This is a genomic window from Cystobacter fuscus DSM 2262, from assembly GCF_000335475.2.
GTDB lineage: Bacteria > Myxococcota > Myxococcia > Myxococcales > Myxococcaceae > Cystobacter > Cystobacter fuscus.
Genome location: NZ_ANAH02000016.1, coordinates 79,009 through 93,410, shown reverse-complemented (window position 1 = coordinate 93,410; position 14,402 = coordinate 79,009). Strand labels below are relative to the sequence as shown.

Annotated in this window: 15 protein-coding genes; 7 read left to right on the top strand and 8 right to left on the bottom strand. The window is 67.7% G+C overall.

The window, feature by feature from the left end:
• From D187_RS27380 to cpaB, 8 genes are all read right to left on the bottom strand, one after another.
• Complete coding sequence (locus D187_RS27380) at positions 1 to 390, bottom strand: response regulator (RefSeq protein WP_002624357.1); 390 nt, start codon at positions 388 to 390, stop codon at positions 1 to 3.
• A gap of 38 nt (positions 391 to 428) precedes the next feature.
• Positions 429 to 791 carry an exodeoxyribonuclease VII small subunit gene (gene xseB / locus D187_RS27375; RefSeq protein ID WP_002624356.1) on the bottom strand — a complete coding sequence of 121 codons (363 nt, stop codon included), beginning with the start codon at positions 789 to 791 and terminating at the stop codon, positions 429 to 431.
• 84 nt (positions 792 to 875) lie between these two features.
• The gene (xseA, locus tag D187_RS27370; RefSeq protein WP_002624355.1) at positions 876 to 2,615 is read right to left on the bottom strand and encodes an exodeoxyribonuclease VII large subunit; all 1,740 of its coding nucleotides are present in this window, start codon (positions 2,613 to 2,615) and stop codon (positions 876 to 878) included.
• Positions 2,612 to 4,432, bottom strand: a complete 1,821-nt coding sequence (locus D187_RS27365; RefSeq protein ID WP_043431688.1) for an FHA domain-containing protein — start codon at positions 4,430 to 4,432, stop codon at positions 2,612 to 2,614. Before D187_RS27365 ends, xseA begins: the two co-directional genes overlap by 4 nt.
• Positions 4,433 to 4,470: 38 nt before the next feature.
• A complete protein-coding gene (locus D187_RS55515; RefSeq protein ID WP_002624353.1) occupies positions 4,471 to 4,662 on the bottom strand; it encodes a hypothetical protein in 192 nt (63 codons plus the stop codon).
• An 88-nt stretch (positions 4,663 to 4,750) separates the two neighbouring features.
• Positions 4,751 to 5,641 (bottom strand): type II secretion system F family protein, encoded by an 891-nt coding sequence (locus D187_RS27360; RefSeq protein ID WP_002624352.1) that lies wholly within the window; start codon positions 5,639 to 5,641, stop codon positions 4,751 to 4,753.
• A gap of 9 nt (positions 5,642 to 5,650) precedes the next feature.
• Positions 5,651 to 6,496 (bottom strand): type II secretion system F family protein, encoded by an 846-nt coding sequence (locus D187_RS27355; RefSeq protein ID WP_002624351.1) that lies wholly within the window; start codon positions 6,494 to 6,496, stop codon positions 5,651 to 5,653.
• A 65-nt stretch (positions 6,497 to 6,561) separates the two neighbouring features.
• Positions 6,562 to 7,386 carry a Flp pilus assembly protein CpaB gene (cpaB, locus tag D187_RS27350; protein ID WP_002624350.1) on the bottom strand — a complete coding sequence of 275 codons (825 nt, stop codon included), beginning with the start codon at positions 7,384 to 7,386 and terminating at the stop codon, positions 6,562 to 6,564.
• Between the two features lie 268 nt (positions 7,387 to 7,654).
• On the opposite strand from cpaB, the gene D187_RS27345 reads away from it, so the two are divergent.
• From D187_RS27345 to D187_RS27315, 7 genes are read left to right on the top strand one after another with little or no spacing between them, the layout of a single operon-like run.
• Positions 7,655 to 8,680: a TadE/TadG family type IV pilus assembly protein gene (locus D187_RS27345; protein ID WP_002624349.1), complete on the top strand. Its 1,026-nt coding sequence runs from the start codon at positions 7,655 to 7,657 to the stop codon at positions 8,678 to 8,680.
• A gap of 31 nt (positions 8,681 to 8,711) precedes the next feature.
• The gene (locus D187_RS27340) at positions 8,712 to 10,694 is read left to right on the top strand and encodes a pilus assembly protein TadG-related protein (RefSeq protein ID WP_002624348.1); all 1,983 of its coding nucleotides are present in this window, start codon (positions 8,712 to 8,714) and stop codon (positions 10,692 to 10,694) included.
• Between the two features lie 8 nt (positions 10,695 to 10,702).
• Complete coding sequence (locus D187_RS27335) at positions 10,703 to 11,851, top strand: TadE/TadG family type IV pilus assembly protein (RefSeq protein WP_002624347.1); 1,149 nt, start codon at positions 10,703 to 10,705, stop codon at positions 11,849 to 11,851.
• Complete coding sequence (locus D187_RS27330) at positions 11,842 to 12,621, top strand: hypothetical protein (protein WP_043431687.1); 780 nt, start codon at positions 11,842 to 11,844, stop codon at positions 12,619 to 12,621. Before D187_RS27335 ends, D187_RS27330 begins: the two co-directional genes overlap by 10 nt.
• Complete coding sequence (locus tag D187_RS27325) at positions 12,618 to 13,415, top strand: hypothetical protein (RefSeq protein WP_002624345.1); 798 nt, start codon at positions 12,618 to 12,620, stop codon at positions 13,413 to 13,415. Before D187_RS27330 ends, D187_RS27325 begins: the two co-directional genes overlap by 4 nt.
• Positions 13,412 to 13,639 carry a hypothetical protein gene (locus D187_RS27320; RefSeq protein WP_002624344.1) on the top strand — a complete coding sequence of 76 codons (228 nt, stop codon included), beginning with the start codon at positions 13,412 to 13,414 and terminating at the stop codon, positions 13,637 to 13,639. The genes D187_RS27325 and D187_RS27320 overlap by 4 nt, the downstream gene beginning before the upstream one ends.
• Positions 13,636 to 14,388 (top strand): hypothetical protein, encoded by a 753-nt coding sequence (locus D187_RS27315; protein ID WP_002624343.1) that lies wholly within the window; start codon positions 13,636 to 13,638, stop codon positions 14,386 to 14,388. The genes D187_RS27320 and D187_RS27315 overlap by 4 nt, the downstream gene beginning before the upstream one ends.
• The last annotated feature ends 14 nt before the right edge of the window (positions 14,389 to 14,402 follow it).

Below are 14,402 nucleotides of genomic sequence, written 5' to 3'. Positions count from 1 at the left end.
TCAGGTGACCTCGGGCGTGGGCTGTGGAAGGAGCTGGCGCAGACGGCGAATCAGCGCCTCCAGGTCCAGGGGCTTCACGAAATAATCCGCGGCGCCGGCTTCCGTGCCGCGCCGCTTGTCCTCGGGCTCCCCACGTCCACTGATGAAGATGATGGGGATGTCGCGGAACTGTTCGTTCTTCTTGACGGCCTTGCACAACTCGAAGCCATCGATCCAGGACATGTTCACGTCCATGAGGATGACGTCGGGCCGCTGGAGTTGAAGGGAGGCGATGAGCCGCAGACCGTTGGCGGCGGCGTTGACCTCGAAGTCCTCGGACTCCAGGGCGAGCGAGAGCAACTCGCGCGTGTCGCGGTCATCGTCGACGATGGTGACCTTGGGCTTGGACATGAGATGGCCGGGGTGGGGGGTCGTCGTCCCTGGACAAACTAGAACGGCACATCATCCTCGGGAGGGGGCGTGGCCGCTCGGGAAGCAGCCGGGCTGCTCCGGGCCGGAGCGGGGGTGGCGGGCGCCGGGGACACCCCCGGGGGCTTCACGCCCGCCTGCAGCGCCACCACCTCGTCCTGCCCATCCGCGGACAGCAGCTCCTCGATGCGCTTCTCCGCCGCGTTGAGCAGGTGCTCACCCCGGCGCACCAGCTTGATGCCCTCCTCGAAGGACTTGAGCGACTCCTCGAGCGAGAGGGTGCCGCCCTCGAGCCGGGCCACCATCTCCTCGAGCTTCTGCACCACGTCCCCGTACTGTTCGGGCACCGCCTCCGCCACCTTGCCCCTGCTGTCCTTCGCCACGGCGTGTCCACCTCGAGAGAAAGAGCCGGCGGACTCTATAGAGGAGGCCTTCTCCGGGTTCCAGAGGGACCTGAGGGGGGTTGGTTAGCAATCCACCGGACCCTTCACGGCCGTCACGGTGGCCTCGATTTCCTCGCATCCCTGGAGCGTCTTGGCCCCGGCGCTGGCGAACTTGATGCCGAGCAGCTCGCCGGGCTGGACATCCGCGATGGAACGCACCACCCCCCCGTCGCGCCGCCGGACGGTGACGGCGTAGCCGCGGGACATGACCTTGAGGGGGCTCAGGGCATCCAACCGGCCCTCCAACCCCTGGAAGTGACGCTGGGCGTGGGCGAGCGCGTCCTTCTCCAGGGCCACCATGCGGGCCTTGTGCTCGGCCAGCCGGGCGCGCAGCTCGGCCACCCGAGCCGCCGGGGAGACACGCTCCAGCCGCAAGCGGGCCTGGGCCGACTGGGCCCGGCGCGCCGCCACGTCCCCGCGCAGCGCGTCCTTGAGCCGGGCGGACAGCTGCACCAGCCGCGCGCGCTGCTCGGCCAGCCGCGACTGGGGCCGCTGGCGTTGCAGGTGCTCGGTGTGGGCCCGGAGATCCTCCCGGTGCCGCCGGAGCACCAGCCGCATCTGCCGTGTCAGGGCCTCCTCGGCGTCCGCCAGCCGCAGCCGCTCGGTGGACAGGCGTCGGCGGGGATCCACCAGACCGCTCCGCGCCTCCACCAGGGCGCCGCGCAGCTCCAGGACGCGGCGCTCGGCCGCCTTGCGCAGCCGCACCGACCAGGTGGCCAGGCCGTACTCCAGCTCCTGCAGCACCGGCGCGAGCCGCTCCGCCGCCGCGCTGGGGGTGGGCGCGCGCCAGTCCGCCACGAAGTCCGCGATGGTGAAGTCGATCTCATGCCCGATGGCGGACACCACCGGCACGGGCGAGGCGAAGATGGCGCGCGCCACGCGCTCCTCGTTGAACGTCCAGAGGTCTTCCTTGGAACCGCCGCCGCGCGTGACGACGATGACGTCCACGTCCGTGCGCGACAGGCGCTCGATGCCGCGCGCCACCTCCTCGGCGGACCCCTCGCCCTGCACGCGCGCGTCGCACAGCAGCACGGACAGGCGCGGGTGGCGCGAGTGCAACACGCGCAGGAAGTCCTGCAGCGCCGCGCCGGTGCGGCTCGTCACCACGCCGATACGCCGGGGCAGGAAGGGCAGCGGGCGGGGCGGCCGGACGCGGTTGTCGCCAATGAGCCCCTCGGCGGCCAGCCGCGCCTTGAGTTGCTCGAAGGCGAGCGCCAGCGCCCCCTCCCCTTCCGGCTCCAGCTTGAAGGCGATGAGGCTGTAGCGCCCCGAGGGCGCGTAGAGGTCCACGCTGCCCTCGACCACCACCGCGAGCCCGTCGCGCAGGTGGAAGCGCAGCCGCGCCGCCTGCGAGGCCCACATCTTCACGTCGATCGACGCCTCCGCGTCCTTGAGCGTGAAGTACAGGTGACCGCGGGCGTTGGCGCCCCGGAAGCCGGACACCTCGCCGCGCACCAGCACCCGGGGGAAGCGCGACTCGAGGGTCGTCTTGATCTGCTGGGTGAGCTCGCCCACGGTGAGCACCGAGCGCGTGGGGGCCGCCGGGCGCACGGGCGCTCCGGGCAGCGGGGACAGCGACGTGGACACGTCCGCCAGCGCCGCGGGCGGCACGGGCGCGGGGGGCCGCACGGGAGGCTCGGGCGGCTTGGGCGCCACGGCCTCCGCCGCCGACGCAGCCAGGGGAACAAGAGCCCCGCCGAACAGATCTCCCTGCCCGGCCGGAGGGGCGGGAGGAGCCTCGCCCGTCGCGCGCCGCTTCTTCATCGCTTGAGCTTCTCGACCCAGCCCTTGGCCTTCTGGTGCGTCTCGTCATCCGGCGACGTCATGGTCATGACCTCGCGGAACTTGGGCAGCGCTTCCTCGGGATCGGTGTCCTTCATGGCGTAGGCGCTCATGTAGACATCCTTCGCCTTCTGGCGCATCTCGTTGACGATGTTGGCGGCGCCCGTGTTGCTCGGGTCGGCCTGGAGGGCGCGCTGGGCATAGTCCATCGCGCGGCCCCACTGCCCGGACACCTTCGCCGACGAGGCCATCTTGTAATAGTTGTTGGCGGCGCGCTTGCCGGCCCCGGCGACGAGCTTGCTGCCGCGGCCGTTGGTGATCCTCCGGTCCAGGTCCAGCAGGCGCGTCAGGCCCCGGTCGTCCAGATCCTCCATGCGCTTGTAGAGCATGCTGAAGTCGGCCAGCTGGCTCGTGAGCGTCTTGCACTGCGGGGCCTTGGCGGCGCAGTCGTTGGCCATGGCCATGGCGCCCTGCAGATCGCCATCGCGGTAGCGATCCACCGCTTGATCCCACGGCTTGGGCACCGCCTTGGGGGTGGGCGGAGGGGGCGGCGCGTCACGCTCCGCGATGGCGCGCGCGGCCTGCTCGTTGACGACCTTGGCGTCGCGGTGCTCCGGGAAGGCCACGAGCACGTCGTCGGTGATGGCCTTGGCCTGATCCAACTGCTTCTGCGTCAGCAGCGACAGGGCCTCGCCCACGCGCTTGTCGGCCTTGTCCTTCAGCCCCCGGCGCAACGAGCCCACCGCCTCGAACATCTGGGTGTCCTGGGACACCTTGGCCAGGGAGGTGAACGCCGGACCGATCTGGTTCTGCTCCAGCGCCGTCCGGGCCGCCTCGAGCGCCAGCTGGTTGGGAATCTCCTTCTCCACGCGCGCCAGGTAGTCGCCCACCTGCGGGTGATCGGGCTCGGCCTCCTTGAGCTCCAGCAGCCGCGCCTTGGCGTCGGTCCACTTGCCATCGCGGATGAGGTTCTTGGCCTCCTGGAAGAGCCCGGCGATCTGCTCGCGCTGCTGCAGGGCGGCCTGGGCGCTCTGGCGCTGCGCCTCGGCCTGCCGCTGCTGCTGCAACTTCATGACGAGCAGCACGCCCGCCAGGAGCACGAAAACGGACGCGGAGATCACCAGCAGGCGCTTCTTGCGCTTCTGCGCCTCGGGATCCGCCGCCGCCGCGCGGCCCCGGGCCGGGCGTACCCGCGACTCGGGACGGGGCGGAGGACGCCGGGGGGCGATCGCCCCCTCCCCATTGCCCTCCTCCTCCTCCGCGGCGGGCGCCGTCGGAGCGGCCGCGGTGCGGCTGCGGGCCGGGCGCGCGGGCGGTGCCGAGGGCATCGGCATCATCATCGTGGCATTGGAGGCGTCGTTGAAGGTGAGCTCCGTGTCGCCCAGCGTGAGCACGGCACCGGAGACCAGGGGCGTCTCCTCGCTCAGGGGCTCGCCATTCATCAGGGTGCCGTTACCGGACCCCAGATCGTTCACCGTCCAGCCTCCGCCCAGGCGCCGGATGAGCACGTGCCGACGGGACACCGAGGAGTCCGGGATGCAGATGGGGTTGTCGTTGGCGCGGCCGATGACGTACTCGCCATCCTCCAGACCGAACTCCTGACCGGCGCAGGGACCCGCGGTGCACACCAGCTTCGTGGCCGACGGTGGGAGGGGCTCCTGCTCGGGGGCACGAGGCGCGGCGGCGGCGGTGGGACTCCTGCGCGCCGCGGGACGCGGACGCGCGGCGCCGCCCGAGGGGGCGTCCGACGAGGAACTGGTCGTGGGGCGACGACGGGTGGGAGGGGAACCGTTCGACATGGGAAGTCACCGCTTCATTTCGTACACGGAGACGGGCGTCACGGCCCGTGCTCGATGGCCTTCTCGGCCGCCAGATTGTGACAGCGATGCGCCCCGGGAGGAAAGCTCCGGTTGATTTCGCCGGGCACCGGGGCTGCCCGCTCGGTGGCCTTGAACTGGATGTCGCGCTGGAAATCCAGCCCCAAATGGCCAGATGTCCGCTCCAGGTCGACCGTCAACCGGCCGGGCATGGAGCTTCCCCCCGGGTCCAGGTCCGACGGACCCTGGAGTGCCTCGGGGGATGAGCCCCGTCCGCGCGGGAGGTCCTCCCCGCGCGGACTAGCTGCCGACGTCGCCGAACATGAACTGGAACACGATGGGCCCGAAGAGCACCATGAACACCGTGGGGAAGATGCACGCGATGAGCGGGAAGAGCATCTTCACCGGCGCCTCGCCGGCGAGCTTCTCGGCGCGCTGGGTGCGGTCGATGCGCAGCTGGGTGGACTGGATGCGCAGCACCTTGCCGAGGCTGGTGCCCATCTTGTCCGCCTGGATGAGCGCGGTGACGAAGGTGGTGAGCGAGGGCAGGTCCACCCGGGCGATCATCGCCTTGAGGCCCTCCTCGCGCGTCTTGCCCATCTTGAGCTGCTTGAGGACGATCTGCAGCTCCTCGCGCAGCGGGCCCGCCTTGCCCTTCTCCACCACCTTGGCCAGCGCGCCCGTGAAGTCCAGGCCCGCCTCCACCGACAGCGTCAGCAGGTCCAGGTTGTAGGGCAGCGCCCGGGAGATGAGCAGGTGGCGCTTCTTCACCTGATCGTTCACCCAGATCAGCGGGTAGTACATGCCAAACAGCAGGAAGAGCAGCGCCCAGGCCAGGTTCTCGCCGATGGCGTTCACCAGGATGAGCCCCGCCACCAGCCCCACCGCGGCGGAGATCTCCTGCAGCGCCATGATATCCTCGGGCTTGAAGGCCTGGGGCTCACCCGCCCGGATGAGGGCGCGGCGCATCTTGTTCTCGTAGCTCGGCCACATGAAGCGGCGGTTCATCACGCCGAGCTTGCGGATGGCGACCGAGCTGAAGCCCGCGACGCCTCCTGCCGACTCGTCGCGAACCTCCGACACGAACTGCGAGACGTAGTTCTGGTAGACGCCGAACCCGAAGAAGCCCACGGACGCCGCGAACATCAGCGCCGAGCCGCCCATCAGCGTCGTGGTGAGAGCATCGCTCATGGTCGTTCCTTAGATGTCGATGTTGACGATGCGCCGGATGATGAGCACGCCCATGACTTCCATGAGCGCGATGATCGTCACCAGCACATACCCGAACCAGTGGTCCATCATCGGCTCCATCAGGTCGGGACGCATGTAGTTGAGCACCAGGCCGAGCACGCCCGGCATGGCCGCCACCACCCAGCCCTGCAGCTTGCCCTGGGAGGTGAGCGCGTCGATCTTCCCCTCGAGCCGGAAGCGCTCGCGGATGACGCTCGAGATGGTCTCGAACATCTCCGCCATGTTGCCGCCGAGCTGCCGCGCGATGTTGGTGGCCACCACCACCAGCTCCAGGTCGTCACTGCCCACCCGGCGGCCCATGTTGATGAGGGCCTCCTCCAGCGGCACGCCCAGCTTGATCTCCTTGACGAAGAGACCGAACTCCTGGGCCAGCGGCGGCTGGGCCTCGCGCGCCACGTGCTCGATGGCCTGCGGGAACGTGAGGCCCGCCTTGAACGCGTTGGCCATGGCCTGCAGCGCGTCCACCAGCTGCACGTTGAACTTCTTGATGCGCCGCTTGCGGTAGTGCTTCACCAGGATGATCGGCAGGAAGAAGCCGAAGATGGTGCACACCACGCACAGGATGGGGTTGAAGATGATGTACGACAGGATGCCCAGAAGGCACATGCTGGCGATGTTGAGCACCAGCAACTGACGGGCATCGATGAAGAGGAACATGTCGCTCAAGTCGTTCATCGACTTGACGACGTAGCGCTCCTGGTACTGCTCGTAGGCCTTCGCCAGCACGGTGAAGATCACCAGGCTGAAGAAGAAGACCGATCCGGTGACGAGGAGGAGGACGATTCCGGCCAGCATGGGCGAGGACTTCCTTCAGCGACGGGGGGAGGCCAGCAGCGGGGAGGAAGGAATCAAGGGGTGCCTCAGGGAGTGCCCGAGGAGCCCACGGCGCTCTTCTCCGAGGCGCTGCCCTTGATGATCTGGATGATCTCGCGGCGCTTCTGCTCGAGCACGCGGGTGCGCTCGCCCGACAAGAGCGTGGTGATGGTGGCGCGGCCGCGCTCCTCGATCATGTCCACGTCCTCCTCGTTGCGCAGCGACAGCGTGAGGTTGCCGAGCTCCGAGGCCAGGGTGAGGATCTCCGCCTCCTCGGGGATGACCATCAGCGTGATGTTGTTGTACTCGCGCTGGGACTCGGGGATGAGGTTCACGTTCGTGGTGCCCGTCACCTTGCCGGTGGCCAGGACGATCACGTTCTGCAGGAGCGTCACCGCCACGCTCTCGTCCGTCTGCGGGTCGCGGAAGGTGCCGATCACGTCCACGTGATCATTGGGACGCACCCAGCCACCCACCGACGTGGTGACGCGCGAGTCGATGGTGACGGCGCGCACCTTCTTCTGCACCTTGGTGGACAGGCGCTCGGCGGCCTTGGTCGTCTCGAACTGGCTCCACAGCAGCGGGTCGCCCGTCTGCAGCGCCACGAGCACCTTCTGGCCCACCACGTAGTTGGCCGAGTCCGGCTTGACCACCGACGAGGTGACGAACTGCTCGGGCACCTGCCGCTGGCTGATCATCTCGAAGGTGATGACGGTCCCTTCGGGCAGATCCTGCGTGGCCACCACCACCGGCACCAGATTCCAGCCCCGGCGTACGTCCGCCTCCTTCTTCTTGATGGCGGACCACGCGATGATTCCAGCCAACAGGCCGAGGCCCAGCGCGATGATCAGAGGAGTCTTACCCTTCAGCATGTCTTGAGGACCTCCAAAAGCGGGGGGTCGCCCGCAGGGGGCGGGAATGCGGTGGTGCGGGAGCTGTTTGCAAAGCGGGGGCCCAGGGCACCAGCGGGCGCAGATGTTATCCAGTAGTCATGGAAGGTGTCAAAGACGCGAGAGTGCGGTTGCCTGCCTGTCCTACCCGCCGCGTCAACCGTCCCGGATACCTGACACGTTGCTTCGCCGGTGGACTCTCCTCCGGCGGCCACCTGACCGATACACGCCGTGGCATGAATGTCGCTAGATGGCGGTATTCATGAGTGAACACTCCCCTCCGTCCCGGGAATCAGGGCAAGCAGCGGTCGAATCGGCACTGGTGCTCCCACTGATGGTCTTCCTGGGCCTGGGTCTCATCCAGCTGACGATGATGCAGCAGGCGAAGTTGATGACCGAGTACGCGGCGTACTGCGCGGCGCGCACGGGCATCGTGTGGAACGGCAACAACGAGCGCATGCACGACGCGGCCATCATCGCGCTGCTGCCCACCATGGGCCGCACGGATGACCTGATCCACCTGGGCAAGACGTGGGCGCTGGCGCAGCTCTACGACGAGGCGCTGCAACTGCTGGCCTGGCCGAACAAGAAGCAGAGCGATGATCCGAAGGCGGGCTCGACGCAGACCTCGAGCGTGCCGGCCTCGGTGAACGGCTCCAACCTCTTCGGCCAGGTGCGCGTCGACACGGTGAACCCCTCCTGGTACTCGCCCATCAAGAGCGTGTGGAAGCTGCGCTCGGGCGCGGGCTGGAAGGAGCTGGACTTCGACGGGCCGGACACCTACCCGCAGGTGCCGTCGCTGGAGTCGAAGATCGCCAAGTTCTTCAACCTGGCCCTGCCGGACAACGACGAGGAGGTCTACCGCAAGGCCACCGTGCTGAGCATCCGGGTGCGCTACTGGTACGAGCTGCGCGTGCCCTTCGCCAACTGGATCATCTTCACGTCCTGGTGGGCGGCCAACGCGGGGGTGACCCTGGGCGGCGCCATCTACAAGCCCACGACCGACTCGGGCGCGCGCATCACCAGCAAGAAGGGCGGGATGAGCGAGGTGGGCGCGGTGCCCGTCAAGGGACTGGATCACCAGCGCGGCTACAACTCGCTCTACCAGCCGGAGATGACCGTGCTCTGGATGCTGGCCACCGGCAGCATCCCCCTGCTGTCGAATTACGTGGGCAAGCGCTACTTCATCCCGCTGACGGCCACCTACAGCATGCGGATGCAGTCGAACTTCTACTACAAGTGGCTGATGCACCTGGAACCGGAGTGGGGACTGTAACGTCATGGTGACCCGTGCACTACGAAGAGGCATGAAGCGGCAGGAGGGCCAGGCCCTCGTGCTCGCGTGCCTGTTGATGCTCATCCTGAGCATCGCGCTCATCACGACGGTGAACATCGGCCATGGGGTGCACGAGCGCATCCGCCTGCAGAACACGGCGGACGCGGCGGCCTACTCCACGGCGGCGATGGAGGCGCGCGCGTTCAACTTCTACGCGTTCACCAACCGCACCCAGGTGTCGCACTACGTGTCGGCGATGATGTGGCAGTCGCTTGACTCGTTCCTGTTCTCCGTGCAGGCCTTCCTGACGGACATCTTCGGGTTCATGCGCACCATCGGTCCGTGTTTCCCCTCGGACTCACGCAGCAGTTACTGGATCATCGTCTGCGCGGTGCTCGACCGGATCCCCTACATCAACATCATCATGAAGGCGCTGGACATCGTCTACAAGGCGATCCGGATGATCCTCGACGTGATGAAGAAGGTCTTCCCGGCCATCGATCGCGCCATTGGAAGGATCGTGGTGCCCGGGCACCGGATGCTCAACGGGGTGATGGCCGGTGCGTCCACGGCGGTGATGATGTCCACGTCCACCTACGTGCTGGGCACCTCCAACACGATCATCGCCGCGAACGATCCCAACGTGGACTCGCTCATCCCGCAGACGCTCGCGGGGCTCATCAATCAGTGCCTCTACAACCGCACCCACTACAAGCAGGCCAACGGCACGCCGTTCTCTCCGGTCAACCCCTTCAAGGAACTGGACCCCACGGTGCGGGACGAGTCCAGCAAGGTCGCCCGCGCCAAGCGGGTGATGGCGGGGATCACCAACGCCACGCGCTTCCCCTGTGACGCGAAGACGAGCTTGTGCCCGGAGACGTTGGTCACCAAGCGCACCCTGGGCGCGCTGCTGCCCATCCCCGACTGGCTCTCGCCCCTGGAGAGCTTCCTCGACAACATTCCCAAGTGGGGCCAGACGCGCTTTCTCACCTACAAGCTCGGCTACGGCACGGATGAGGACCAAACGGGGTCCAAGTCCAAGAAGCGCAACAAGATCCGCGAGATGAACGATCTGCCCAACTCCCCCATGGGCATGATCGCCCAGGGAGACATCCTCGCCTCGGACGACCCGTACTACATCAAGCTGGGGCCGGGCAGCAGCCTCGGCCCGCTCAACAACCCCTTCTACTGCCCCAAGCAGAGGAGCTCGGGGGACAAGCGGACGTGGCGCGACTGCTGGGGAGATCCGCGCGAGGACAAGGACAGCACGCTCAAGACGAGCATCTGGGCCTTGAGCAAGAGTGAGCGCAAGGGCGGCGCGCACTGGCGGGTGGTGTTCCCCGGCCAGGCCTCCGACGAGGATGACGAGAAGGTGGGGCTCTACGAGAGCAAGCCCTGTCTGTTGGACACGCCGATCAAGTGCTTGTTCAAGATGTCCGTGTTCGTGGCCAACACCCGGATCGATCCGGATGACAAGGACCACGCCTGGGAAGGCCTGATGCCCTTCCCGCACTTCGAGCCCGGCGACTACGCGAAGGACTGCGGAGGGGGCTTCGGCGCCGACCCCAGCAGCACGGAGATGGCCCAGCGCAAGCATGACTTCAACCAGCCGTCGACGTGGGTGCTGCTCAACAAGAGCACGGACGAGCTGCACAACTCCAAGGCGGACCAGACCGGCGCCACCTACAACCGGCCGGGCCTGCTCAACGACAGCGGCAAGCTCACCTTCTCCATGGGAGGGTCGTCCACGACGCTGGACCTGGACAACGATCGCAAGAAGCTGGAGATCGCCGGCTTCCAGATCTCCTCGGGCATGAGCGTCATCTCGCGCGGGCAGACGTACTACCACCGGCCCGGCAACTGGACCGAGCAGCCCAACTTCTTCAACCCCTACTGGCGACCGCGGCTGGCGGCCGTCTGGCAGGGCCGGGAGTCGCTGCCGCTCATCAACAAGCTCACCAACGCGCTGCCCGAGTCCGTGCGCGACACGCCCGCGAAGATCATCACCCACTGAGAACCGTCATGCTCCGCTCACGCGCACACAAGAAGACCGTCCGGCGCGGCGCCGCCATCGTGGAGTTCGCGCTCGTGGTGCCCCTGCTGGTGTCCATCCTCATGTTCAGCATGTTCCTGAGCGACATCATCCGGGCGAAGCTCAAGATGCAGGAGGCCAGCCGCTACACGGCGTGGGAGATGAGCAGCTACACGCTGAGCGACTACGGCAGCGCGGATCATGACAAGGCCTTCGAGACCGCCCAGAAGGCGGCGGTGGACGAGGCGACCGAGCGCTACAAGGACCTGGACTCGCTCGAGCCGGACGGCAAGTTCGGCTTCATGCTGAGCGCGGAGCCGGTGCAGGTGAAGGTGGAGAACCAGACCGTGGCGGGCATCGACCTGAGCCGCGTCTTCGAGGGAAACGGAGGCATTGGCGGCGAGGCCTCCAGCGCGGTGGGCAAGACGCTCAACTTCTTCCTCGACCACTTCAAGATGAACACCAAGGGGCAGGTGCAGGTGGAGATCACCAGCAAGCTCGCCAGCCTCGGGTTGCCCCGCAACTACCTGCAGCAGGAGCAGAAGGGCTTCTTCGACGTGGACAACTGGGGCGGCAAGGACCTGAGCAACCTGCCGGTGAAGAACCGCTACACGCTCATCGCCACGGGGTGGCAACTGCCCGACGGAGCCAACGCCGTCATGGCCCCCAAGCGGGCGGGCGTGCACAGCGGGGGGGAGAGCCAGCATGGCATGGCCGCGCAGGTGGACCGGATGACGTTCCTGGGTGTAGGAAACTACGCGGACAAGGTGGGGTTGGACGCGCTCGGCTCGATCGCCAACTTCGTGTTCCCCGACTTCTTCGGACCGTTCGTGGTCGCCCACAACTATGAGCCCTCGGCCGAGGGCAACGAGTGCAACAAGCCGGGGCATGGCGCCTCGGTGGGGCTCAACAACCTCAACAAGTATCCCGGCCTGGACGACGACGCCCAGCGCTGCTTCGACACCGCTCCGTTCCGCGACACCCAGAAGTACGACGACTCGCTCTACCGCAAGGTGTTCATGGCCCGGGGCAACAGCTTCATGGGCTGCAAGAACGAACAGGCGGACATGCCCAACACGCCCGCCCCCGATCCCAGCGTCCAGAAGGACAAGAACAAGAAGAAGGTGTCGTGCGAGTAAGCCCCCTCCCCCTCCTGGTGTTGCTCCTCTGGGCCCCCGTGTCGCGGGCCGAGCAGGAGCTCGCGGTCTATCCTGGCACCGTGCACACGCGGATCGGCAATGATCTGCTCATCGACGGCCAGTACCACCGCATGGCCTACTTCACCACCAAGGACTCCCTGGAGAAGGTGGCCAAGTACTTCCAGGGCTACTGGCGCAAGCAGGGCTACCCGGTCGTCGTGGAGGGGGACTTGAAGAACGAGGCCGTGGTGTCGGCCTTCTATACCCGCGAGGGGCTCCAGCGGGCCGTGGTGCTGCGGGCCGAGCGGGACAGGACGGTGGGCTTCACCGTGCTCAAGGATCTCTGGCTGTACGAGAAGCCGCCGGACGCGGGCAAGGGCCGCTTCATCCAGATCGAGGGCTCGCTCTTCAGCGCGGACGTGGGCTCGAGGGACGAGGCCGGGAGCACCCATCACCGCACCCAGGTGGTGGAGCGGGGACTGGACGTGGTGCGGCAGGAGCTCGTCTCCAAGATGACCGCCACGGGCTACAAGCCGGTGCGCGAGTCCGGAGGCAAGCTGGATGGCCAGCGCAACATCGTGCTCGAGTTCACGCGCGGAGCCGAGCAGGCGATCACCACGCTGGTGGAGCTGGCCCCCTCGCAGGTGGCCGTGTCGCAGAGCTGGGTGGGAACGGACCGGCCGGACGGCATGCCCAACGCGGACGCCGTGCGCCAGGCGCGCGAGGCGCACGCGCGCGAAGTCCAGCAGCGCCGGGAGAAGAAGCCATGAGCGCGCTGCTGTGTGCCGTGTCGGTGGTGCTGGTGGCGGCGGCCCCGCCGCAGCTGTCCCGCGAGAGCCGGATGCTCTTCGAGTCCGCCCCCGCCCGGCTGGAAGCCCGCGTCGGGGAGTGGGTGACGTACCAGATGGATGGCGCGCCCCAGCAGGGCTTCATGCGCCTGGCCGTCGTCGGCGAGGAGAAGGACGCGCGAGGGCGGGACGCGGTGTGGGTGGAGATGGAGTTCGGCAGGCACTCGGAGCTCAAGGCGCCGATGGCGCAGTACCTCATGTTGGTGACGCGTGACGTGGGGCTGCGCTCGGAGGGCGTGACGCGGTTGTTCGTCAGCCAGGGCTACGAGAAGCTGCAGGAGTTGGAGCAGGACGCCGTGGCCCACTTCATGGGGACGCCCAAACCGGAAGCGCCCCCGGCCGCCCTTTCCCCGCCCACCGAGCAGCTGCCCGCGGGTCCGGACACGAGCGTGACCCGGGGCAGGCCCGCGCGGGTGATGACGCTCGCGGGGACGGTGCAGGCCGAGCCGATGGAGGTCCGCTACCGTCAGCTCGTCGTCAAGCGCTATTGGATCAGCCGGGAAGTGCCCATCCTGCGGCTGGCGAAGATCGAGTTTCCCCCCATCCAGTACACGATGGAGGTGCGCGACTACGGCGTGGATGCCCGGCCCCGCATGGTGCGCCCCTCCCCGAACGACAAGAAGATGCCCCTGGGGACCGAGGAACAGCTACCCTCGCGCTTCAAGTTCCAGCCTCCCGCCGAGACTGATTCAGAGTCGAAGGACAACCGCCCATGAAGACGCCCGTGCCGACCCAAACGCTCCGCCGCCGCGCCCGTCGTGGCCAGGCCATGGTGGAGTACTCCTTCATCAACTGGGTGCTGGTGTTCGGCCTCATCGTCATGATGAGCGTCGACCTGGGCAACGGGAAGGAGAAGATGAACGTCATCGACGCCTTCCTGCGCGCGTACCAGATCTATTACGACTCGTTCTACTTCGTGCTCAACCTGCCGTTCCCGTGAAGCCCACCCCGTCCCGCGCCGCCCCCGCCTCACCGCTCGCGCTCCGCGTCATCCACGGCATCGTCTTCGGCGGACTGACCGCCATCTGTGTCGTGGCCGGCATGGCGGAGTTCGAGCACCTGTGGCGCACCCAGACGCAGCCCTTCCACGCCGGGCCGCCACCGCGTCCGGCGCTGGTGCTGGCCGTGCTCGCCACCGTGCTCGGCATGGGCGTCATCCTGGTGCAGAGCCTGCGCGGGCGCAGCGCGCGGCTCTCGTGGTCGCTGTTCGTCCTCGCGGGACTGGTGTTCACCCTCTGGGACTCCCATGAGGGACCCGTGCCGGGGCGCAGCCCTCCCTCGGCCAACCTGAAGATCCTCCAGGTGGCCCGGGCGCTCCATGGCCGCATGGTGGAGGCGCTGCAGACCCGCGGCGCCCTTCCCGAGGACCCGGAGAGCTGGCAACAGGCGCTTCAGCAGGTGGCCCAGGAGCAGCCCACACCCGTGCGCACGCGCTCGTTCGCGCCCCTGCCCTTTCGCATCCAGAAGGTGGACTCGCTCGAGGCCCTGCCCCCGGAGGCGCCACCGGGCACGGTGTTCCTCTATGTCGTGGAGGGCGGCGTGGCCTACGAGTTCCAGGCGGTGGGCCTGTCTCCCGAGGGAGACCCATGGCGGCTCCAGGCGCCGAACGGCGAGCCCGTGGTCTTCCGGGGAGCCTACAATCCGGACCTCGCTCCGGCCTCCGGAGAGGGCGCGTCCGTGCCGCCGTGAGTCGGCGGCGTGCC